Genomic DNA, 21939 nt, shown 5'->3' with positions numbered 1-21939 from the left:
TGTGCCGAGACTCGGACAGAATTTCGGGCCCGAGCAGATTTATTGAGTGCCGTGGCGAACGCACTTACTGAGGTGTGAAAACACGTGAGCTCCTTGCTAGTAATCTATGGGACTGGCGAAGGTCAGACGGCGAAAATAGCAGAACGGATTGCGGCCACAATCAGCAAGCGCGGTCACGAGGCGAGCACGCTCGACGTACGTGACCGACCGGACTCGTTCACCCTGGAGGTGTACGAGGCCGTCGTCGTGGGCGCGTCGATTCACGTCGGAAAACACCAGGACGAGGTTCGCGGCTTCGTCACCGAGAACCGAGACGCCCTGTCGGAGATGCCGACAGCGTTCTTCCAGGTCTCACTGTCCTCGGCGAACGAGGAGAAACGCGAAGAGGCCGCAGGGTACGTTGAGTCTTTCATCACGGAAACCGGGTGGCATCCGGACCGAATCGGGCAGTTCGGCGGCGCGCTCCGATTCTCCGAGTACGGATTCCTCAAGCGTCTCATGATGAAGCAAATCGCAAAAGACCTTCTCACCGAGGACCGAGAAGCGGACGGTGACATCGAGTTCACCGACTGGGACGCGGTCGACGCGTTCGCAGCGGATGTCGCCGCGTTTGTCGAAGGCCGTCTCGGCGTCAACGCCGACACAACCGAGGACCCGGCGGCATGACGGCCTCGCAAACCCCCCGACGCCTCACTCGTCCGTACGTGGTGGCGTCCACGCTCAGCATCGTGCTTTCGGTTGTGGCGTCCGGTGTCGGACTGTTCGTTCCCGAGTTCTACCGGGATGCCGAGGTCCTTCTCCCACAGTTGTACGGGCAGGACCTGTTGACGCTCGTCGTCGCCGTCCCCGCACTCGCTGGGGGCCTGTACTACGCGTACAAGGGGTCACTCCGCGGCTACGTTGTCTGGCTCGGCGTCACCGGCTACCTCCTCTACACGTACGCCTCGTACGCATTCCTCACCGCTTTTAACGAACTCTATCTCGTCTACGTCGCGCTGTTCGCACTGACGCTGTTTTCGCTTGTCGGCGGCATCGCCCGCATCGACCCAACAGACCTGAAGGAAGCACTCCACGGTCATCCGGTTCGCGGATACGTCGGTTACCAGGCACTCGTCGCCGGATTCGTGGCGCTGATGTGGCTCGCCGATGTCGGCCCAGCGAGCTTCGCCGGAACCAGACCCCCGAGCATCGCCGAGACGACGCTTCCTGTTCCAGTCATCCAATCCCTAGACCTCGCCGTCGTCATCCCGTCGTTCGCCCTCTCGGCGGCATTCCTCTGGAAGCGGCGAGCGTGGGGATACGTCTTTACCGGCGTCCTCCTCGTGAAAGGCACCACTCTCGGGCTCGCAGTCCTCGCCATGATCGTATTCATGCTCCAGGATGGCCAAGCCGTCCCTCTCCCCCAGATTGTGCTGTTCGCTCTCCTGAGTCTCACTGGCCTCGCCCTCGTGATTCGTTTCATCGGAGCCATCTCTCCCAGTACCGCTACAACCAAAACGCACGCCGGAGCTGAGACACAAACAGACTGAGCGAGGGGGACTGAGGCCTCCCACCCCATCGAGACTGACTGCTGAGAGCATTTCCTTGCTATGTGGAGAGAGGCCATAGTACGTTACGGATTCGGGGAGATTTATTTCCCGTGGACGGTTTTCAGCTATTAGAGGATTCTCAGTCTGCAGTCTGAGCGTCAGTGTGTGGTGTCACTCCCCGGAACTCCGGGAGAGACAAATCGACGCGCCGGAGCAGTTGCGCGTTGAACGCGACGATTACCGTACTCAACGACATCAGAAGCGCACCCACAGCGGGCGACAGCAGAATCCCGATTGGGGCAAGAACGCCTGCAGCGAGCGGGATTGCGAAGACGTTGTAGCCTGCCGCCCAGACGATATTTTCCTGCATCTTCCGGTAGCTCGCCTTGCTGAGTTTGACGAGTCGAACCACGTCCATCGGGTTGTTCTGGACGAGGATGACGTCGGCCGACTGAACCGCGACGTCGGTGCCACTCCCGATAGCGACCCCGACGTCAGCTCGCGTCAACGCAGGCGCGTCGTTCACGCCGTCGCCGACCATTCCCACGAGCTTGCCCTGATTTTGGAGTTCTTGGACTTTCTCGTCCTTGTCTCCAGGGAGGACCTCCGCGAACACCGTGTCGATGCCCAGTTGGTCGGCGACGGCGTTTGCGACGTCTTGGGAGTCGCCGGTCAGCATCGCCACCTCGACGCCGAGGTCGTGAAGGGCGTCGACGACGCGGTAACTCTCCTCGCGAACGACGTCGGCCATCGCGAAGGCAGCAACCAACTCACCCTCACGGACGAGATACACGACGGTCTGTGCGTTCTGGCCAGCCTCGTCGGCGAAGCGCTGGAGGCGCTCGGGAATCTCGCTGTCGAGCTGGGTCAGCAGATTCGGCCCGCCGACGTACACCTCGTTCCCGTCGACGCTCGCCCTAACACCCCTGCCCTTGATGGCCTCGAAGTCGGCCGCGCTAGGGACGGTGAGGTCTCGCTCCTCGGCCGCCTCGCGGAGAGCTCGCGCAATCATGTGCTCTGAATCACTCTCGACGGCCGCCGCCAGCGCGAGCGCCTCGTCTTCGCTGACGCTGTCGACGGCAGCTATATCGACGACACCATGTTCGCCTTCGGTGAGCGTCCCCGTCTTGTCGAAGATGATGGCGTCCAGCTTCCGAGCCTCCTCCATCGCAATCCGGTCGCGGACGAGCATCCCATTACGAGCCGCCAGCGACGTGTTGATCGCGACGACCAGCGGGATTGCGAGGCCGAGCGCGTGCGGGCAGGCGATGACGAGAACCGTGACGACGCGCTCGATGACTGTCGCGTCGAACGACACCGCGATTGTCCAGGCGATGGCTGTCACACCCGCCGCCGCGACGGCGACGTAGAACAGCCAGGCGGCCGCGCGGTCGGCCAGCACCTGCGTCTGGGACTTGCTCTGTTGGGCTTCTTCGACCAGTCGCATAATCCCCGCGAGCGTCGTCTTCTCACCCGTCGCACCGACGCGAATACGGAGGCTTCCGTCACCGTTTATCGTCCCACCGATGACCTCGTTCCCGGGTTCTTTCGAGACCGGTTTCGACTCACCGGTGACCATCGACTCGTTGACGTCCGAATCCCCCTCCTCGACGACGCCGTCGGCGGGGACGCTCGCGCCGGGACGGACGAGCACCCGGTCGCCCTCGGAGAGTTCGCTCACCGGGACCTCCTCGGTGTCGCCGTCGTCGGTGAGCCGTTCGGCGGTATCGGGCATCAGCTTCGCCAATTCGTCGACAGCACTTGAAGCGCGCCGCACCGACCGCATTTCGATCCAGTGTCCCAGCAGCATGATGTCGATGAGCGTCACAAGCTCCCAGAAGAACGCCGACTCCGTCGGGAAGAACACGCTCGCGAGGCTGTAGACGAACGCGACGGTGATGGCCATCGAGATGAGCGTCATCATCCCCGGCGACCGGTCTTTCAGTTCCGGGACCGCCATCCGGAGGAACGGAACCCCACCGTACGCAAAGACGATCACCGCGAATACGGGGTTGATCCACTCGCTGCCCGGAAACGTCGGGACGGAAAATCCGAGCCACTCCTGCAGCGTTTCGCTGTACAGAAGAACGGGAACAGAGAGGAGCGTCGAGACGAAAAAGCGCTGGCGGAACATCTGCTCGTGGCCCTCGTGCATTCCGCCGTGGCCGTCATGTCCATCGTGTTGATTGTGTGTGCCGTGTTCCGCTTTGTGGGTCGGCTGGGATTCAGCCTCCGTTTCGAGGAGCGATTGCTCACTCCGACTCTCATCGTGCCCGTTGTCAGAGTCCCCGACGTGATGCGTATGGTCACTATCGTCGTTCGATGTTTGGGGTTGGTCGTCCATTACCGGATTATTTACTCCGGATGTGCTTCAACGTGGAGGCCAACGTGAGCTGCCGCTTCTCATGAACTGGCTGGTACTCTTATGGAACGTTCACGAGGCCGATGCCGTCAACGGCGATTCTGAGTTTCGTTGCGGCGGTCTCTGTACGTCTTGGCCGCTAAAAAGACGTATATTGCCCCGATAATCCGTACACCTGAGGTAAAGCGCTCGTTCCATTCGATAGAGTCCGGGCGCTCATAGAGGAGAATGGTCGCGAATTTGCGATACAGGTCAGGAAACAGGAAGATAACCGCACCGAATGCACCGGTGAGGGTCATCATCCAAGCATACGAACGGCCGCCGAGTAGGGATATCACGGCTACCAAAACCCCTTCTGACCGTATCGCAGGGTTGACCCATGACCTAAGAGTGCCTTCGGCAGGATTGGCGATAGCGAATCTCTCAAAAAGCGCGACGATACCATCCGGAAACAGTGCTGTAACGATTCCAAGGACGCCGATGTGTTTCCGTATCATACGCTACTGTACGACCTATACAGATTTACCTATGGTGGTGGAATTCGGTTTGGAGGCTTGACAGACGAACGAGGGTGCCCTCCGTCAAAAACCCTCTTCGTACGCTTCAGCACGCGGCCCGGTCTCCATCGCAACGAGTTGGTTGTACGCCTGTGCAGTCGCGGCCAGGAAGAAGACGCCGATAAACGCTGAACCGAGCTCTGCGATCAGAAAGCCGAGGAAGTCAGGGAGAAAGATTCCTGGGATTCCGAAGCCGATGCTGACTACTATCGCGATGAACACGACGAGAACCCCGAGTCCGAACAACCGAAGCCGATGACCGCCGGTCAACCCCCAACTGTTCTGGAACCCCTCGATGAAGTTCTCATCCTCGACGGCGACGTAAATCTCCCAGAAGAAGAGGCTCACGAGGAGGAACAGTCCCGGAATGATGAGAAAGACGAATCCGATGGCGACGACGATTCCGAAGATGATGCCTCCGATGACGAGGTTCACCCCCGCCCACAGCAGATTGTGTCTGAAATTCTCTCGGGGGACCTGCTCCGTCTCTTCACTCACGAACGTCCGTAATGCTCCGAGGGTAACGACTATGGAGCCAATCGCGAGGAGGAGCGAGAGGAGAGACGCGACCACCGGCGAGAGACCCAACGATGGTGCGTACGGTTGCATTCCTTCTGCTGGAACAGGCCCCATACCCGGGCCAGCTATCGGGTCTGGAAGCATGGACTGTTGAGCGGGGGCAGGCGAGAACAATCCGTTGAGGAGAGAAATCAGATAGAAAATACCGACGAACAGTAACCCGTTTCGTGCCGTGGTCCGCTCGTACCCCTCACTCACGACACGTCCGGTGTCGATTGACATGCGTATCTCATCGACGCGATGCTAAGTATAAAAGGCTGGTAGTCGATGTTCTGGTAGGTTCTTCGGGGACTGCGGTGACTATTTGTATCCCTGGTAATAGTCCGAATTATGGAACGACGAAAGCTTCTCACGGCCGTAGGAACGGGGGCGGTCGGTCTTTTCGCGGGATGTCTCAACGCTGGCGATACTGGGGCTTCGGAAGACGACAGTACGGACACGGCGACCGAGGAACCCCAGAATCCGTGGGGAAAGGACACAGTAGTCGTCGCGTACGAACAGGAGGTGAACGCTCGTCACGGGTTCTCGGACCTGGTCAGTGAAGGCCTCGAATACTGGGAGCAGAACAGCGAGACATACACCGACCACACGATAGCGTATCAGCTCAAGGCGAACGAGGACGACCCGGATATCCTCATCCGACTCGTCGACGAGATACCAAACTGTGGCGAGGTCGACCACGACGACGAGACGGTCGGCTGCGCACCTCTCATTACGGACCGGGCACCCGACACTTCGGAGGTCGAAATCGTCGACGGCTACGAGGACGAACCAACGGTCGAGACCATCAAACACGAACTCGGACACACGCTCGGTCTTGACCACGACGACGAGCCCCAAGAATTCATGTCGAACGACATCGAGGACCGAGTGCCCGGTTACGACGAAAAGATAGAGATACTCGAACTCTACGGCGATGGAATCAACGACCGGAACGAAGGGGTAGATTACTGGGGTGTGGGCGTCGACGGGTGGAACGACGAGTCGTACGACCGTGCTGCTGCTGAATTTGAGAATGCAGTCCGAAAGTACGAGGAAGGACTGACTCGCTTCGAGAAAGCGGTGAGCATAACGGAGAATATCGGGGCTACCGAGGCCACGAAAATATGTGAGGAGGTTGTGGAGTTCGTCGGACTCGAACGGAATGCTGCATCGCTCATGAAACGAGCGTCTGAGGAGGTAGAGGCGGGCAACTATGATGAAGCAGAGAGATACCACGAGGACTCCCAAGATGCGCTGGATGACCTTGATGAACTAGAGATTCGAGATGGCGAGGCACTCGCCGACGCTCTCGGCCTTCCGGGCGAAAAGTACTGACTTGGCCACTCTTGGCTAGGTTGCAACGCGGCCTCGTCACTCGGATGCAGCGGGTTCCAACGGTGTGCGCTCGAGGCCGATGGCGTCGTAATCCTGCGCGCTCGAAAGTACCTGCTCGTTGCCTCTCGTGTTGACATCCTCCCCGCCCTAAACAGTAGTTGCCGAACCTAATTGAGATTCATTTTGTTTCAGGGTCTTGCCTCGCTATGGTTGAGACAACTGAAGCAAAACAAGCCAGTCGGGCCGCTTCAACACTTCTGTTTCCCGCATTGGAATTCGGCGTCAAACCGTGCGGAAAGTACACGAGAGAGGATTTTCTCGAAATCCTCTCTCGGATCGCCTTCGATCAAGAGTTCGAAAATACAGGTGGAAAGATGCTTCAACTGGATCGTGACGAGCACGTGGACATCACGTCCACTGCTCGGAATCCCCTCGCAAAATCGCTGTTATACCACTTGCGAAACCTCTCGACGGACGCCATCAACGACCAGTTCGATGGCGTCCGGGATCGACTCTTCGAAGTTCTCCGATCACAGCGGCAACTTCCCACGTCCGTCGCTGTCGCCATCGATCTGCATGGGTGGCGATTCTACGGGGCAGCCGACACTGACCACGTGATAACGACGTATCCCGACCTCGGAACGAACAGAGCGTTTTGCTTCGGAACGCTCTGTATCGTTGCTCCACGCACTCGATTTACACTTGCTATGGTGCCGATGGACGCGAACGGCTTCCGCGCCAAGCGCGAAGCCGTTCGCTCTCTCCTCAAAACGGCTCGTGAGCACGTCTCGATTCGACACGTCTACCTCGATCGTGGGTTCTATCAGGTCCACGTCGTTTCCGAGCTGGAACAACTGGGCGTTGATTACATCGTCCGCGCTCGCCCGAGTAGTGGAATGAAAGGCCGTCTCAGCGCCAGCGCTGAGACGGTCGTCGATGCATACACGATGCAGCGAAAGCGTCCGCCGACAGCGTCGGTCGATGTCACGGTGTTCGCGGTTCCGCACCGTTCAAACGATGCCGAACACGTTTGGTTCGTCACGAGCCTGGATGTAGATGCTTCGGCAGCGAAAGCGTACGCGGCGGCGCTCCGCCGCCGCTGGGGAATAGAAACGTCCTATCGGCAGATCGGTGACTTTCTCCCGAGAACGTCGTCGCCGACGTTCTCGGTGCGGTTGTTCTACTTTCTGTTCGCCGTTGCGTTGTACAATTTGTGGGTGCTAGCAAACACCCTTGTTGCTGGGAGGAGTCGCCCGGGGAAACCGCGGATTTCGACGCGGATCTTTCGGCGACTCATCTTGACAGACTACGGCTGAGCTAGCCTTTCATTTTGACCGGGACACCGGCTAGCGAGCGTCTTCTGGAGAGGTATCGCTCGGGAACGCCGCTTGACGGCGTTCCCTCGCTCTCTTCGAGCATCTATCACTGGCAGAAGAACGACGGTCGCTACGATTTCGAATCAAACCCAGTCGCCGCTACTTCGACGAGAATCTGATTCGGCAACTACTGTGAAGGGCGAGGTTTTAGCCTTGCAACTTCCATAATCCTGACGTGGAGCACATCGAACTGCGTCATATCGTACTCATTGAGGAAGATCGCGTCTGCGGGGACCGTATCCCCGTGTGCCTCTATAACGGTGGAAACGAGGTCCGTCTGAAATCTATCGTCTCGGAGGACTAATTGTCGAAGCAAGACGGGTACGAGATGGGCGTCGATTACGGGACTGCCGAGGAGGTCGGAAACGAATCGGTGTTCGTCCCCGAGCGACAGTACGATATCACTGTCTGCGACGGAATCGATATCGGGTTGCGGTCAACTCCCATACGGCACCCGAGGCTGAGTATCAAGATGAGGCAACCAAGGTTACTCCGAATGTCGAGACGTTCGCCGAGCAGGTTCGAGAACCCTGCCTGTTCAAACTCACAGGCCTTTCCGACGCCGAACGCGCGGTTGGCGAGGAAGCTATCGACGGAGCGGATTTTGAGGACGACGACTCCTTCTGGTCGGTTATCGACCGCGTCCCAGAGCACGGGAGGATAGAGGTGGAGGGTTTCTACGGAAGTTCCTCGAATGCGAGAGTGTCGAGTGTATCGTCTACACCGAGTGGTGACCGGAGTCTGAGACTTTGAAAGAGAGACTCCGCGACCGGTCTACAAAGGCCACCTTGCTACATCACTCCCTAAAATCAAAATATTTTTTATAACTATATCGGTATTTCTTGGCAATCGTGACGACTACCAGTCGGCTGAACGTGATACCGATGCACCTGTTGGGTATCGGCATCGCGCTATTTGGATTTTACATCGGTGAGACCGTCTTGAGCACGCTTTTCAGTGCAGCAATCTCGCCTACGGGTTTGGCCGTTTTCAAGTGGGCGGTCGTCGGGTTACTCATCGGGTTCGTTTTGATACCAGAGGATGACTCCCTCTCGTCTATCGGTCTCACGCAACCGAATTGGCTGGACGTACTTGTTGGCATTGGGCTATTCGTTGTCGGTCTGATTTCGGTCGGATTGGCCAGCCAAATCGTGGGAATGTTAGGATTAGAGTCGAGTATCGGTGGCAACGGTACCGAAGGGACAGTCGGAGTCCGGTCACTCACAGTCGGTTTGTTCGTCGGACTAACGGCTGCAATCACTGAGGAAGTGATGTATCGTGGATACGCACTCGAACGAACCGAATCCGTGACGAACTCGACATGGTTCGCGGGCACGGTTACGGCGATTCTCTTTGTCGTACTCCACTATGGGAGTCATGGCATCGGCGGACTACTTCTAATCACACCCCTTGCCGCGCTGTTGACGGCCGCGTACGTATGGCGGCGGAATCTTTTCGTTCCGATTATCGGACACGCCCTTATCAACAGTGGGTGGAGCTTTGTCCAGCTCGTAACTCGCCTCTTAGAATCCGTTTAGATAGTGTCATCGCGGCGGCAAAGCTTGATTGCGTCCATGCCAAGCGGGAGGCCTCTGTGATATCAATCTCTTCGATAGACGGGTTTGGCGCGAAGGAGTCCCCGTTACGTGCGCATACTGTAGGCGCGAGTCTCATAGTCTCTGCACGCCGTTCATCGGAAACACGGGGTCGATTTCGGTCATGGTTGTGTTCTTATTCGTTCATTCGCTGTCTTTCTGCGAGGAGAGAATCCCGCCGTTTACGGCGGGGAGGATGTCACCTACTAACATTGCGAATTGCAGACGTATAGCGCATTTTAACTATTTATGCAGCTAAGTGTAGGCAGAAAATATAATACGTTAGACATATATATTGTTGGCGGGTTGTCCACACTACGCAACCCCGCTACCCGCGAGCGCCCTCCACGCGTAGGCCCTCCGTGAGCGGGAGTTGCAACAGAACCATGAAACTTCGAGCACTAGCCCTCATCATACTGGTCGTCGGTGCGTTACCGGCCGTGACAGCCCACACGCCGTCAACCACCGATTCGACCGCCTTGAATGGACAAGACGTATCGTCGATACAAGATACTACCGAGAACGAGACTGACCCTGATTCGAATTCGTCCGACTACACCAAACTCTACGTCGAAAGCGACTACGACTATCCCGAGCTTAAGCCGGGCGAGTCAACGGAATTCACCGTCACAGTGACAAACCGCGAGGACTCCGACATTGACCTCGATCCGCACGTCTACGTGCCACCGGTCGGAGAAAACCTCCTCGAAGAGTCGTGGGTCACCATCGACGGTGACTCCACCGTTGCCGCAAACGGAGAACAGGAGTTCACCGTCACTGTTTCCGTCCCCGAAGATGCAGAGATGGGCCGCTACAGCGGTCAAGTCGCGTTTACCGACGAGAAAGTGACCTACCCCGGTCGTCCTGAGCGTCCGGTCCACGCTACCAGTGTTAACGTCCGTGTGTGGCAAGAACCGACCGTCGACATCGTCTCCAACACCTATATCCACGGGCAGGCTGAGGCCGGAGATACCACGACCAAAGAGATCGTCGTCGAGAACACCGGCGATGAAGCCGTCCCGCTCAGCCCGCAACTCAGGGACGACCGTCATCGAACCTACGGTGGCAGTTCCTCAAAAATCGATCCTGCGTGGCTGAACATCGAAGCACCCTCGAACGTCGCCCCCGGCGAGACCGCGACTGTTACTGTGACGATGTCGCCACCCGAGAACGCTGAGAGCAACCGCTACCGCGGGAATCTCGACCTCGGTCTGAAAGACCCCAACCGCGACGATAACAACAACCACTGGCAGGAAGTCTCCATGAGGCTCGAGGTTTGGAACCAGCCCGACGAAGCGTTCGAGACTTCCTTCGAAGTGAGCGAGGACGCCGAGAACGTCACGCTCACGCTCTCGCCACGGTCCGGGTATGGTGACAGTTCGGACTCTGCTCCCGCGGACTTCGACATCACCTTCGTCAAGCCCGACGGGACGACCGTCACCGCAGAACGTGTCCAAGTGAGCGACCGCGGCACGGTCGATTTGAGCGAGTCGAACAATCCGAACGCTCAGCAACAGGGCGAGTATTTGGTTCGGAGCGGCGGACAAGAGTTCGTCTACCAGATCGACGACCCAGAAGCCGGTAGCTGGGACCTTCAGGTCATGCCCGAGAACGTTATCGGGTTCAATTACGACATCACCCGAAACGAGAGCGCAAAATAACCACCCGCAGACATTTTTTTTTTGAGAGCAGTCGGAAACTTCGACGGTGAGCGCATAGCCCGCCACGGAAGCATGCACCCTCCGGCATAATCCCAAGTCGGCTGTGAAACCGGTAACCACAAATTTTAACAACTGTCCCATAATGCAGGATATATATCTATCGACGGTCTGCACTCGCCCACGGTTGATGGTTCAATTATATGGAGTCTTCGTCTGATACCTGAACTGCCGCATGTCCCCCAATTCACATCGGCCCTCCAGCGACCGACCTCGGTGTGAGTTCCTTTCGAAGTGTACCGCTGGACTCATGGCTTCGCTTTCGATGACGACTGCTGGGCGCTTGTCCGGTCTCCCTCCACTCGGTGCCCAACAGCGCTATGGCCGTGTTGGTGTCCCTCCTGCAGGCAAACCCGAGTACCGACGGTGGATACCAGCTCTGTCGACCCTCGATACCCCGGTCGAGCAGTACTACTTCACCATTCTAAGACCGAAGGATATCCCCCTTGACGCCCCTGAGCTGGCTGTTGCTCGCCGTGTACACGCCAAAACAGACCTCGATCACTTCGGGATCGGCTTCGAGAACTACGACCGACTCATCAACTCCAGCGTCGGAACGGTCATTGAAGCAAATTTCGACCGCGAGAGCGTCCTTCAGACGATTGCCGACACCGGCTACGAGCGGAGCGCTGAGTACCGCGGCTACGAAGTGTTTGCTCGGTCAGACGTGCCACGCCACGTTGCGTTCGGTAATGATGTCGTCGTGTGGACGAACGAGTACCGACATGATGCTCCGAACCTCGAAGCACTCATTGACGCGGGCAAAGGCGCCGTTCTAGGTACCACGAAGAGAACGCCGCCGTTGAGCGACTCACATCGGTCGCAGGGAGATTCGACGTTGATACTGCCTATCAGGTGGTTCACTATCTCTACGAGAAGAACAGGGTACCCACACGGAAGGCGCTCGAAACAGCGCTAAAAGACCACGATTACAGATTCGTTGACGAAGCCGACACGTTCGACGTTCAAATTGACGAAAGACTCGCCACGGTTGAAACCCGAGTGCCGCTCCGCCCCACCGAATGACTGGACCCTGAGTACCAACTCCCGCAGGTGACGTGGGGAATGACCCACGACGAAGAAGCAAAGAGCGTTACGCTCCGCCACGAGGCGGGCGAGTCCGTGCCCGCTGACAGGCTCTACTACGATGTCGATCAACCGTCTTACCCCGGAAAAATCGGCAAACAACCGCTCTGGACCAGGAATGATACTGTCAAGGCCGGCGCAGAGGTAACGATCGACCTGAACGACCATCCGAACGCGACCGACGTGAACCTCGTGTACTCAACCGGCACTGTGAGCCACCACGTTCTCTTCGGCCTCGACCTACGGGGAGGGGGGAAAATCGATGAGTGAGAGGACGGTTCGGTCGTTGTGGAGTGACCGAACCCGATTTGATGTCGCGGAGTTGATCAAATGTGAAACCCAGAACGTATACACGGATTGGATGGCACGTGAGAATGATATGGCCGACGTCGAGCTTGCGACCGTCGTCTCGTTGCTTGACGACGGGCATATACGGTCGGTTTTGACGGCGACGAGCGAGGCACCGCTGTCGGCCAACGAACTCAGCGACCACTGTGGTCTCTCCACGTCGTCAATCTACCGGCGAATCGACCAACTACGCGAGGTCAACTTCATCGAAGAACAAACGCGGCCGCGGTCTGACGGTCATCACGAGACGGTGTACGTCTCCCGACTCAATCAATTCAAACTCACGGTACAAAACGGGGAACTTACGTGGGACATCGACCGTCGGAGCGATGACGTCGCCGACCAGCTGACGCAGATGTGGGGCAGTTTTGATGTTCGGTATCGAATTCAGTTCGCCAATCGGGTTGCTCGCTGGTGCCGTCGCGACGGGCTCTGCGATAATTGGGCTATACATCGGCTATCAAGCTTACCGCGGACTTCGAAGGAATTCCGATCGGTCGATGCGTTGGCTCTCGCTCGGAATGATTCTGCTCTTCGGACTGACGTACGTACTTGCAGTCTTCGGACAGGGACTCATCGCATTCCGTATTGTCCCGATTCACCTCCAAGATGTGTTCCGCTTGCTCGTCAGAGTGACTCAACTCGTGGGTCTATCCTGTATCGCCTACTCTCTCCAAATTGCGACAGATCGAGGATTATACTAGATATCCTGACATAAATAAATGGCCTTGCTGCATCTCTCTATCAGTGATACTTTTCAGCGGTCGTACTGAATACACTGCACACAGTCCGCAATTATCGATTCCGGCGGGTCACTGATTTATATTCGTCATCTCGAATCGCGTACTCCGTCATCAGCCTCCGCAATTTCTACTTCTTAGTTGTGAGTCTTGGCGAGCCCTTCCACAATCGAAAGCCCGGAGTCCAGACTGTCCTCATCTGTCGAATGTCGCGATTCAAATTTCTCTGTGAAGTTCTAGACGCTTAGGACCGAGAGCAGGCGTCACTCAGGCAGTGTTCACTACAACGAGAAATGCGGGTCTGTTTAAATCCTATGCGTTCGACATTATCGTCGCTGAAACAACCGTTAGGTAGATGTGCGTGTTGAGCGGTTCATTCACTGGCTTCGGTCTCAGCGGGAACCTCGAATTCGAGTTGTCCGTCGAGGACGTGTGTTCGGTCGGGTATCCTCGGCTTGACGAGTTTGACGGTGCTTTCGACGACGACTCGTCGGGCCGACTCCGGCCACCGGGTGACGGGGAGGTCAATGAATACGGTCTCGTTGGCGATCTCGCCGAACCGGTGGACTTCGACGACTGCAGCCGTCCCCTCTCGGAACAGTGATACGGACGGATGGGGTTCGTGGTCGCCCATAAACGGACCTTGGAGCGAGAGCTGTGGCGGGGTGCCGTCACCGCCCAGTGCCACAAACCGCTGTGTAAGCGACTGCAGTTCGGTATCCTCAGGGTGCGAAATCGACGTGTGGAAATGGTTCGGCAAGGGGGCAAACCTGGGATCAACGCCCACGGTAGCGAGGTCAGTGCCGTCTTCGCGAAATTCGAGATATTTCCCATCATCCCGGGGATTGTCGTCGGTTTTTACTGTCGGGTCCGTGTGTTCGGTTCGTGAGTCGACAGCACTACACCCCGCAGCGGTGGTGGAGGCGGCGGTCAGGGCGGACGCGAGGAATGCGCGACGGCGCATAAATGGGGATTTCACCGGCGGCATCAAGAATGTTAAGAAGCGGGTATCAATCCCGAACTTGAGCACTCTCTTTTGAGAAGTCAGCGCGTGATTGTGCGCTAAATACGCGCTCTGTATCTTTCACGGGGGGTTCATGAATTCCCGATCGGCGATAAACCCCGATATCACTACATTTCCTCTATCGAACGTTCTGAGTGCCTTGTCGATGTTGTGAGTGAGACAGCCGATAATGAGTTCCCGGAACTGCTTCCACCAGCGTCGTGAGCGGACGAATGCACCGTACTTGCGTTTAAGCCGAGAGTTCACCGTCTCGTTCTGACTCCGTTGGCCATAGAGGTCGGTGTCCAGTCGAGCGTTCCACGCCCTGTGAAGTGACGAGAACTCTCGATGCTTGATGACCGGGCGAACATCCTCTTCGTGGGCTAATGCGCGAATCTTCTGATCATCGTATCCCTTGTCGCCGAGGAGAATCGCTACATCATTGGTATTCCGCTTGATGAGAGACGGCGCGATTTTCGAGTCGTGTTTTCGGGTCGTCGTCACGTGTAAGTCAATGATGGCGTTCGCTCTCGTGTCTACGAGAAGTGTAACTTTCAACTGCTGAATCGTCAGCTTTGTTCGTTTCGTGTAGTGCTTCGAGACGTGACTGCGGTCGAAACCGGAGGCATCAATCCCAACGACACCGTTGGTCGGGAGGAGTGTGACCGAGGGGTTGAGCAGAACGCGCCAGACCGCCATGTCGAGTCGGTTGAACGCTTTACACAACGTTGAGGGAGAGGGGAGTTCCGTCAGACCGATGGCACTCCGAATTCGGGGCATCTCGATAAGTTCGTCAAGAAGCATCCGGTACGTCGTATTCTTCCGTACCTTGAGACAGAGCAAGACGATGTGCTGGTGAAGTATGTACCGGCGTTTCGAGAACTTCGACGAGTAGCGGGCAACAGCTCGTCGAGCCAAGTGATACGCCTGCTCAACGAACCGAAGCAACTGCGACTTTGGGAGGGCCTGCATCCGGTTAGACTACCGGACGAACCTGTAACTCTCCGAGGATTTCGACAGAGCCGAAAAACCCTGATTGACAACCTCCTCCGGATGAAGCCGGAGGAGGATGTCAAACGCGACTGGTATTCGAGGAAATCCGCACGCTCATCGAGGAGAGCACGCGCGAGAAACTGCGGAACGAATTGGCCGCGCTCACCGAGGAAATTGAGACATGGCAGGCGACCTACGACGTCGAGACGTGGGAGGAGCTCGAACAGTCGCTCGCTGACAGTAATCTCTCAAGTGCCGATATTCGCGAACGCCGCGATGTAATCTCGTGTTGGCAAGAGAACGGGGATGAGCGCCGATTCATCAAACACGCATTGGCACTCTATTCGGACGTCGAAGCCGCTCGTAAACGGATGACTGATGTGGCAGACCGCGTCACGGGCTAATTCTCGACTCACATCCAGGTTTTCTTGCTGACTGCGACTGCTATTCGGTTGCGAGCTCTTCGTAGATTTCCTCGTGTTCGTCGAGATCCTGACGTCCGAGGAACCGGATGAGATACTGCCGTGCCTCCTCGGGGGACATCTCATCGGGAATCTCGGGCTACTCACTTTCAGCGGTCATCCTTACTCCTCACTATGGGCGTCGTCGTCATAATCGTTCGGTTCATTGGGTTCCTGATCGACTGTGTCGTGCTCCGTGGGTAGCTGTTCTGTGCCCTCAATACGTGCCAGCCACAGGTTGATGGTCGCTTCGTACTCGGCAAGCGGCTCTGTGTGCGCTCGTAGATACTCGATCACGTCGTCCTCATCGACACTTCCCTTATCTGTCGCGAGCACCTTCAGGATCTCTTTGATCTCCCGATTGTAGTCAAAGCGGCGGCCATTCAGCGCGTAGAAAACCCGGGTCGACATGAGCGCCGTTCGCTTGTTGCCATCGACGAATGGATGATTCGCCGCAATGAGTCGCAGTAGCTGATATGCCTTCTCGTGGAGCGACTCGGGAACCTGACCGAAATGGCCTTCTTGGATATGTTCGACGGAATATTCGATGTAAACCGCTTCCGTGAATAGCGTGTCGAGAATTGTGCCACAGCACGGCGAGCCAGTATCATAGCCCGTTTAGCGAATTGAAGAAGTCGCGACTTCGGCAGGGCATCCATTTTCCACAGATACTCACCGGTCATGTTTGCCAGCAAGGGTTTCAACAAGGACGGCGAAGCGCAAGTCGAAGTATTTGCCTCCGAACTCGCGAGTAGTCCAGACTATTTCCTGCTTTTTATAACTATGTTGCCATAAGCTAGTGTCAATACGATGGTTTCGCGTCGCTCCGCCCTCCAGTGTATCGCTGCCGGAACTCTTACCGGCGTGGTCGGCCGAGCCGAATCTACAGGCGACGAAGACTTGACGAACGTAAATGGAGAACTCCGGGTTTCCCCGAAGACGGTACAGTACGACGAACCGTTCACACTCCAAGTACGTGACGTAACACCGAATGCAGCCGTGGTGCTCACAGCGCGAACGGTCGACCGCAAGGGCAGTCAGTGGTCTTCGTTCGCGCAATTCACAGCACCCCCAGACGGCGTGGTCGACATCACGAAGCACGCTCCGGACGCAGGGACCTACGACGGCGTCGCTCCGATGGGTCTGGTCTGGTCGATGCGACCGGCTGACGGCGACACATCGATATTCGTTCCGCCGGAGGACAATAGCCGGCTGACGCTCACCGCAAGCGTCGACGGGCAACGAATCGGTCGGCAGACGATAACTCGGCGGATCGGTCCCGAGAACCTCGAAGCACGGGAGTCGCCCGACGGGCTCATCGGACGGCTGTTTCGGCCACGCGGTGACGGGCCATTCCCCAGCGTTATCGCCCTCCACGGTTCGGGCGGCCGGCCGGATTACGGGACCGCACTCATGCTGGCCGCCCACGGGTACGCAGTATTCGCCCCGCAGTATTTCGGTCCGCCGGACCCGCTTCCGGACCAACTAGCCGAGGTCCCACTCGAATACCTCGAACGTGGCTACGAGTGGCTACGCGGTCTCCCGGCCGTCCGGGACGCCCCCGTCGGCCTCCTCGGGAGTTCCAAGGGAGCCGAGATGGCGCTACTCGCCGGGGCGACCTTCGACTGGGTCGGGGCCGTCGTGGCATATGCACCGTCGGCCGTCGTCTGGGCGGGACTGACCTACGGAGGCGAGACAATCTCATCGTGGACGCTCAATGGCGAACCCGTGCCATTCGTCCCGACCGCGTTCCCACCATCGGTCGTCGGCGACTACGTCGCGTCGTGGCCGCTCGGGGAGTCGGTGTCGCTCCGGCCGACCTACGAAGTCGGTCTGGAGCAGGCGAGCGACGAGCGAATCGCCGAGGCGACGATTCCGGTCGAGAACATTGACGGCCCGGTGACGCTGGTATCGGGTGACGATGACAAACTGTGGCCGTCGGCCAGGTTCGGGCAGATGGTGACGAGGCGACTCCGTGACCACGACCATCCGTACCCCGTCCGTCACGTCACGACTGAGGCGGCGGGTCACGCCGTCTCGTTCCCGTATCAGCCGACCACCGGGTTAACCGCGTTCGACAGTCCGCTCCCCGGGACCACGACTGCACTAGGTGGGTCCGCAGACGGCCTCACACGGGCCGCAGAGAAGTCGTGGCCTATCGTTCTCTCGACGCTCGAGGAGGGAGTACAGTGAGTTCCCGTAAAATACTCACTGACCCACGTCGGCTGGCACGTCCGGCGCTCGTCGCGGCGGTCGTCCCGACGCTGTTTGGTATCACTGCATTTGCGAATGGCTATCCAATTCCGGCAGACGCCGGAGAATTCGCGACCGTCACAGTGAGCGGCGTGATGCTCGGACTTCTTGGCCTCGTCGGCTGGTGGTGGTCCGCACGTGGCCGTCCAACGGCGGCTGCAATTGCAATTGCGGGAGTCGGCGGAGCCGCGGGGTGGAGCCTGTTTCGACCGGGTGTGACGGCGGTTCGTATCGGAAGCGAAACCGTCCTCTCCGGCAATCCCGTCCTCGCTCGATTAGTCGGTATCAGCCCGTGGGTACTCCTACTCGTCGGCATTGTCGGCGTCGTCGAACCCGTGCTTCCCGGTCTGAGAAGGTTCGCCGAGGACGACGCTTCCGCGTCTCGACGTCGGACGCGCCGAGATGCGTTCCGAGTCGGAGCGACGAGCGGTGGCGTGTTCGCTCTCCTCGCTGTGGCTCCAGTATACCTCCTCGAAGGCAGCTTCGGCGACATGACCTTGCTCGGGTTCAGTCTCGTCGGTGGATTCGTCGGAACGCTTGTCGTCGTCTATTTGCTCGCGCGTCACGGCCTCGTGACGCCCGTCCTCGCGGTCGGTATCATCACGGCTGCGGCAGCGGTAGCGGTAGTGACTGGTGGGTCGCCGGTCGGCTATCCCACGGCGTGGGCGGTCTGGTTCCTGCCGGGACTGCTCCTCGGCGGTGTTGAGGCCGTCGGCCGCCGACTCATCTCGGCCGTTCGCTGACCCCTCCCTTCTCCACTCTGTTGACAGACATCGCCCCCCACTTACTCTCGAGATAGCAGACGTATGACTGGAGATGAGAGCGACCGACGAGAAGTAAACGAGCGGGTGATCCGCCGTGGCAACGCGATACGAGGCTATCCGTGGGGTCGGGAATTCGAGTGTACCGAAGTCGTGCCGACGGATAGCGGGATCGGCGGACTCGTGCGTGCGGGTGCGATTGCTGCCGGGAGTAGAGCCGCTACCGCGGCGATGAAATTCGGACCGACACGGGAAGGGCTGTCTCGATTCGTGTTTCCGGATCCCGGCGAGGGGCCGATGAGAGAACAGATAGAAAACGGATACTTTACCATCCGAGTCCTCGGCCGTGGGACTGCCACAGAGGGTCCGTTCGTGGTAGAATGCCGGATCGGTGCAGACCTCGACCCAGGCTACGGTGCGACCGCACGAATGGTTAGTGAGGCAGCCATGTGTCTAGTCGACGGACGGATCGATTCGCCGCTTGCGGGTGGGGTACTCACACCGGCATCTGGAATCGGTTCCCCCCTCGCCGACGGGCTTCGAGAGGCCAACTTGACGATCGACGTGGCGGAATGGGATCGACACTCCGTCTGAAGGCAACGAACTCTTTTATCCATCCAACGACGTCCCGGAACTCATCGCCAGGTACGTCTCGATCCACGGTGTATCTCGGTGCGCTTCCGGAGTCAATTCCTCCGTGATTTTCCGATATCGAGAAGAAGCCTTGCCCCTGGGTATACACGCCGCGTTGATCTCCGCGGGAGTTCCCTCGTCTGCCGTCCGGATCAGAACGCTCGTATACGCTTTACAGTTCATCCCGTTGAGACTGGCCCGCGTAGCGGTGTCCGGTCCGCAACCAACCTCTCGAAGCAGAAGTACGAGTGGTCGTGAGGTCGCAACTTAAAACACCCGTAGTCGGTAGCCTTCGAGAGCGGTCTCGTCGGTAATCCGTCCCGCCTCGGATGCGACATCGAGCAGTTCGGCGACGAAATCCTTCGGCACCTCGACGCCGATGAAATCTGTTCCTTCCCGCCCCGTGGTTACCCGTGCCATCGTACGAGCAGTACCGTCGTCGTTGTAGATGCTCCCGACGCGGGTGCCGTCCCGGACGAACCGGAGGGTGACGTCCGTCGGTTCGATCGTGTCAAAGCTCACTTCGAACACCCGGTCGTCACCCTCGACCCGGGCGAGCATCCGTTCGTCGTGTTCGACTATCGTCGTTCTCATACCGGTGCTACGGGCTCGACCCATATAGTCACGAGTACTACAATCGCTCGTCCCGTTCCCGGACGCCGTGATTTCCCGACGAATCCGACACCGGGGCGGTCACCCGCGTCGCCGTCCCGTCAGCGACGGCATGGGGACAGCCCGGGACGTCACGTCACTGCATCAGACGCTGTGGGTCAGTCGCGTCGTAGAACTGTCCGTGGAATCCGACGGGAAGGCGGTGTGGGAGGATCGCCCGTGCCCGCTCAGTCAGCGTCGTGGCATCCAGACAGAACAACACCGAACGGTCGGCACGTGAGTCGAGCGCCAGCGATAACAGGACGCCGTCGTCCTCGGCATCACCATCTGGATCGGGAACGAACAGCGGTTCGCCGGGATGAACGCCGGATCGCGACCACCTGGACGTCTCCGTCGTCTCGGGACGCACCTTCGCTATCGCCGTCGGGAGACTCCCCCTGTCGATGGTCGCGAGATACGCGTACTCGTATTTCCGGCCGTTGACCGCGGCGTAGTTGATCGTCGGGAACTCCGCAGGCCCGGTGTACAGGGTCTCGCGTTCGGCGCGGCCCCCGGTCAGCGGTAGCCGGTATCGGACGAAGTCGCCCCGGGGTACGGTCGGGTCGTCGCTACGAAGGTTCTCGACCGTCAACCCGGTAATGGCACGGAGGTCATCGTATACGACGCAGTCGACGGCAATCGTCTCGCCGGTCTCGAAGGCGTTGGCGAAGTGGTACACGAAGAACGGCTCCGCGGGGATGGCGGCGGTTCGAGCGCCGGTCTCCCGGTCGATCACGTGGAATCGAGGCGTCGCCTCGCGTCGCTCAAACGCATCGAGAAACGTCCGCCCCCACGGAACGCCGCGCAGGAGGGCCCGGAAGTCGACGCCGAAGGACCCCTCCGGGACGACTGCGTACCGCTCGGTCAGCGCGAACGCGTGGACGTACGGTGGGTGCGAGCCGAATCGCAACCGGGTTAGCGCCTCCGGCGGTTGGTTCGGTTCGCGCCGAAACAGCGTGTACGCCGGCCTCCGGCCGAAAGATGGCGCCAGCCCCCACTGGACATCGTCCTCGACGTGCGTATGTCCGAGCGTGGCGTCAGCGTCGAGCCCAGCCGTCAGATCGCGTCGGCCGACCGTCCGCAGCGTGTGTGGACCGATCTCGATTCCGATCGGACTCTCCGTCACCGCGTACACCGAGCCGTCGAGCCGCACGACACCGATCGAAGGATTATCCTGAAATCCGCCCGCGAGGCTCAGGTACAGCCGTCGAAGCGCCGATCCATCGGCGGGCGTTCCCGGCAGCGGCCGGCGAACCCGACCTTCCTGGCTTGCGACGCGGAAATCCTCGCTTCGAACGAGCCGGTTGGTGTATCGGACCGTGTCTCCGCGGATTCGGAAGCCCCTGAGCATCGCCAGCGCGTCGAACCAGTGGTTCAACGGCCGGTTACCGACCTCGAACACGCCGGGGCCGTTCACGATCAACGTTCCGTCGAGCCACGGCGGAAACGACCCCTCCACCTGAAGACGCTCGTTGGACACCTCCTCGAGTTGGCTTTCGAGTCCCTGCCGCCACGTGTTCCTCATCGTGGACTGTTTGGTGTTATGGAACAATGACTGTTGGCACGCCGTGCGGTGACGCTCACGTATCCGGACCGGCGCCGTACTCGCTCACCCTGCGCTTTAGCGCCATCCATCGACGACACAGCAACACGGTCGGCAGTCGATGTGCGGACTGTTTTATTCGTCGGGCTCCTGCCGTCGATCGTGTATGAGTCGCAGGAAACGCTCGCCGGCGTCGCGAACGTCGACGAGACCAGGAAGCAACTGCTCGTGATGGAATCGACCGTCACCGCCCAGGTGGTCGCTTGGTCGAGACGCTGCCGCCACGTCGTCGCCTGGCTCATTTCGCCGCGGTAGGCGTGTGCCATCACCGAGCCCAGACCCGTGCTCTGTTCGACCATTTCTCGTCAGATCTCGCGCTGGTCACGTGCTGTCGGGCCGATATCGTCTGAGTTCGAGTCAGTCACGCGGCTGAC

General features: G+C 58.8%; 20 protein-coding genes and 6 pseudogenes. 15 read left to right on the top strand and 11 right to left on the bottom strand.

Translation table 11 applies throughout. The features are described from left to right. Positions 1 to 84 precede the first annotated feature (84 nt). Complete coding sequence (locus EKH81_RS18330; protein ID WP_132060939.1) at positions 85 to 666, top strand: flavodoxin domain-containing protein; 582 nt, start codon at positions 85 to 87, stop codon at positions 664 to 666. Next, entirely contained in the window at positions 663 to 1529 is an 867-nt protein-coding gene (locus tag EKH81_RS18325) for a hypothetical protein (RefSeq protein ID WP_132060942.1), read from the top strand. The genes EKH81_RS18330 and EKH81_RS18325 overlap by 4 nt, the downstream gene beginning before the upstream one ends. 139 nt (positions 1530 to 1668) lie before the next feature. On the opposite strand, the gene EKH81_RS18320 is transcribed toward EKH81_RS18325, so the two are convergent. The 3 genes from EKH81_RS18320 to EKH81_RS18310 form a co-directional block, all read right to left on the bottom strand. After that, positions 1669 to 3684: a heavy metal translocating P-type ATPase gene (locus EKH81_RS18320; protein ID WP_132060945.1), complete on the bottom strand. Its 2016-nt coding sequence runs from the start codon at positions 3682 to 3684 to the stop codon at positions 1669 to 1671. Between the two features lie 296 nt (positions 3685 to 3980). Next, positions 3981 to 4388: a hypothetical protein gene (locus tag EKH81_RS18315; RefSeq protein WP_132060948.1), complete on the bottom strand. Its 408-nt coding sequence runs from the start codon at positions 4386 to 4388 to the stop codon at positions 3981 to 3983. Between the two features lie 84 nt (positions 4389 to 4472). After that, the gene (locus EKH81_RS18310; protein ID WP_132060951.1) at positions 4473 to 5249 is read right to left on the bottom strand and encodes a DUF7847 domain-containing protein; all 777 of its coding nucleotides are present in this window, start codon (positions 5247 to 5249) and stop codon (positions 4473 to 4475) included. 108 nt (positions 5250 to 5357) lie between these two features. Between EKH81_RS18310 and EKH81_RS18305 the strand changes: the two genes are divergently transcribed. Next, the gene (locus EKH81_RS18305; protein ID WP_132060954.1) at positions 5358 to 6344 is read left to right on the top strand and encodes a zinc metalloprotease; all 987 of its coding nucleotides are present in this window, start codon (positions 5358 to 5360) and stop codon (positions 6342 to 6344) included. A 206-nt stretch (positions 6345 to 6550) separates the two neighbouring features. Further along, positions 6551 to 7660 carry a transposase gene (locus tag EKH81_RS18300; RefSeq protein ID WP_132060957.1) on the top strand — a complete coding sequence of 370 codons (1110 nt, stop codon included), beginning with the start codon at positions 6551 to 6553 and terminating at the stop codon, positions 7658 to 7660. 399 nt (positions 7661 to 8059) lie between these two features. Here the strand turns inward: EKH81_RS18300 and EKH81_RS18295 are convergent, their stop codons facing one another. Beyond that, positions 8060 to 8374 carry a hypothetical protein gene (locus EKH81_RS18295; RefSeq protein WP_132060960.1) on the bottom strand — a complete coding sequence of 105 codons (315 nt, stop codon included), beginning with the start codon at positions 8372 to 8374 and terminating at the stop codon, positions 8060 to 8062. A gap of 197 nt (positions 8375 to 8571) precedes the next feature. Between EKH81_RS18295 and EKH81_RS18290 the strand changes: the two genes are divergently transcribed. The 6 genes and pseudogenes from EKH81_RS18290 to EKH81_RS19930 all read left to right on the top strand — a co-directional run bounded on the left by EKH81_RS18290 (position 8572) and on the right by EKH81_RS19930 (position 13171). Then, entirely contained in the window at positions 8572 to 9258 is a 687-nt protein-coding gene (locus tag EKH81_RS18290) for a CPBP family intramembrane glutamic endopeptidase (protein ID WP_132060963.1), read from the top strand. A gap of 443 nt (positions 9259 to 9701) precedes the next feature. Continuing rightward, positions 9702 to 10976 (top strand): hypothetical protein, encoded by a 1275-nt coding sequence (locus EKH81_RS18285; protein WP_132060966.1) that lies wholly within the window; start codon positions 9702 to 9704, stop codon positions 10974 to 10976. Between the two features lie 322 nt (positions 10977 to 11298). Further along, positions 11299 to 11952: a hypothetical protein gene (locus EKH81_RS19490; protein ID WP_202935210.1), complete on the top strand. Its 654-nt coding sequence runs from the start codon at positions 11299 to 11301 to the stop codon at positions 11950 to 11952. Between the two features lie 146 nt (positions 11953 to 12098). Beyond that, positions 12099 to 12389, top strand: a complete 291-nt coding sequence (locus EKH81_RS19485; protein WP_202935209.1) for a hypothetical protein — start codon at positions 12099 to 12101, stop codon at positions 12387 to 12389. Beyond that, positions 12382 to 12669, top strand: a pseudogene (locus tag EKH81_RS19935) (hypothetical protein); the annotation flags it as partial. The gene EKH81_RS19485 and the pseudogene EKH81_RS19935, both read left to right, overlap by 8 nt. Before the next feature lie 169 nt (positions 12670 to 12838). Continuing rightward, positions 12839 to 13171: a DUF7521 family protein gene (locus EKH81_RS19930; protein WP_132060969.1), complete on the top strand. Its 333-nt coding sequence runs from the start codon at positions 12839 to 12841 to the stop codon at positions 13169 to 13171. A gap of 409 nt (positions 13172 to 13580) precedes the next feature. On the opposite strand, the gene EKH81_RS18270 is transcribed toward EKH81_RS19930, so the two are convergent. Then, positions 13581 to 14171, bottom strand: coding sequence for a DUF8121 family protein (locus EKH81_RS18270; RefSeq protein ID WP_132060972.1), 591 nt, complete (start codon positions 14169 to 14171; stop codon positions 13581 to 13583). Between the two features lie 192 nt (positions 14172 to 14363). Continuing rightward, positions 14364 to 15182 (bottom strand): annotated as a pseudogene (locus EKH81_RS18265) (IS5 family transposase); the annotation flags it as partial. 104 nt (positions 15183 to 15286) lie between these two features. On the opposite strand from EKH81_RS18265, the pseudogene EKH81_RS19925 reads away from it, so the two are divergent. After that, a pseudogene (locus tag EKH81_RS19925) lies at positions 15287 to 15607 on the top strand (DUF7342 family protein); the annotation flags it as partial. Positions 15608 to 15787: 180 nt separating this feature from the next. On the opposite strand, the gene EKH81_RS18255 reads toward EKH81_RS19925, so the two are convergent. After that, positions 15788 to 16246, bottom strand: coding sequence for a type II toxin-antitoxin system death-on-curing family toxin (locus tag EKH81_RS18255; RefSeq protein WP_132060975.1), 459 nt, complete (start codon positions 16244 to 16246; stop codon positions 15788 to 15790). Continuing rightward, positions 16213 to 16323: pseudogene (locus tag EKH81_RS19685) on the bottom strand (IS5/IS1182 family transposase); the annotation flags it as partial. The gene EKH81_RS18255 and the pseudogene EKH81_RS19685, both read right to left, overlap by 34 nt. A gap of 151 nt (positions 16324 to 16474) precedes the next feature. On the opposite strand from EKH81_RS19685, the gene EKH81_RS18250 reads away from it, so the two are divergent. From EKH81_RS18250 to EKH81_RS18240, 3 genes and pseudogenes are all read left to right on the top strand, one after another. Next, positions 16475 to 17857, top strand: a complete 1383-nt coding sequence (locus EKH81_RS18250; RefSeq protein ID WP_132060978.1) for an acyl-CoA thioester hydrolase/BAAT C-terminal domain-containing protein — start codon at positions 16475 to 16477, stop codon at positions 17855 to 17857. Continuing rightward, positions 17854 to 18660 carry a hypothetical protein gene (locus EKH81_RS18245; protein WP_132061275.1) on the top strand — a complete coding sequence of 269 codons (807 nt, stop codon included), beginning with the start codon at positions 17854 to 17856 and terminating at the stop codon, positions 18658 to 18660. The genes EKH81_RS18250 and EKH81_RS18245 overlap by 4 nt, the downstream gene beginning before the upstream one ends. A 93-nt stretch (positions 18661 to 18753) precedes the next feature. Next, a pseudogene (locus tag EKH81_RS18240) lies at positions 18754 to 19272 on the top strand (oxidoreductase); the annotation flags it as partial. A 306-nt stretch (positions 19273 to 19578) separates the two neighbouring features. Here the strand turns inward: EKH81_RS18240 and EKH81_RS18235 are convergent. Together EKH81_RS18235 and EKH81_RS18230 are read right to left on the bottom strand one after the other, a co-directional pair. After that, positions 19579 to 19905 (bottom strand): hypothetical protein, encoded by a 327-nt coding sequence (locus EKH81_RS18235; RefSeq protein ID WP_132060981.1) that lies wholly within the window; start codon positions 19903 to 19905, stop codon positions 19579 to 19581. A 154-nt stretch (positions 19906 to 20059) separates the two neighbouring features. Then, positions 20060 to 21487 carry a carotenoid oxygenase family protein gene (locus EKH81_RS18230; RefSeq protein WP_132060984.1) on the bottom strand — a complete coding sequence of 476 codons (1428 nt, stop codon included), beginning with the start codon at positions 21485 to 21487 and terminating at the stop codon, positions 20060 to 20062. 180 nt (positions 21488 to 21667) lie between these two features. Between EKH81_RS18230 and EKH81_RS19680 the strand changes: the two genes are divergently transcribed. After that, on the top strand, positions 21668 to 21820 hold the full coding sequence (locus EKH81_RS19680) for a hypothetical protein (protein ID WP_238392251.1): 153 nt from the start codon (positions 21668 to 21670) through the stop codon (positions 21818 to 21820). Here EKH81_RS19680 and EKH81_RS19920 read toward each other — a convergent pair. After that, positions 21745 to 21930 (bottom strand): annotated as a pseudogene (locus tag EKH81_RS19920) (DUF2270 domain-containing protein); the annotation flags it as partial. The gene EKH81_RS19680 and the pseudogene EKH81_RS19920 sit on opposite strands and share 76 nt — an antisense overlap. Positions 21931 to 21939 lie beyond the last annotated feature (9 nt).

It is taken from the genome of Halorussus amylolyticus (genome assembly GCF_004143485.2).
Classification (GTDB): domain Archaea; phylum Halobacteriota; class Halobacteria; order Halobacteriales; family Haladaptataceae; genus Halorussus; species Halorussus amylolyticus.
This window is presented reverse-complemented; position numbering and strand designations above follow the sequence as displayed.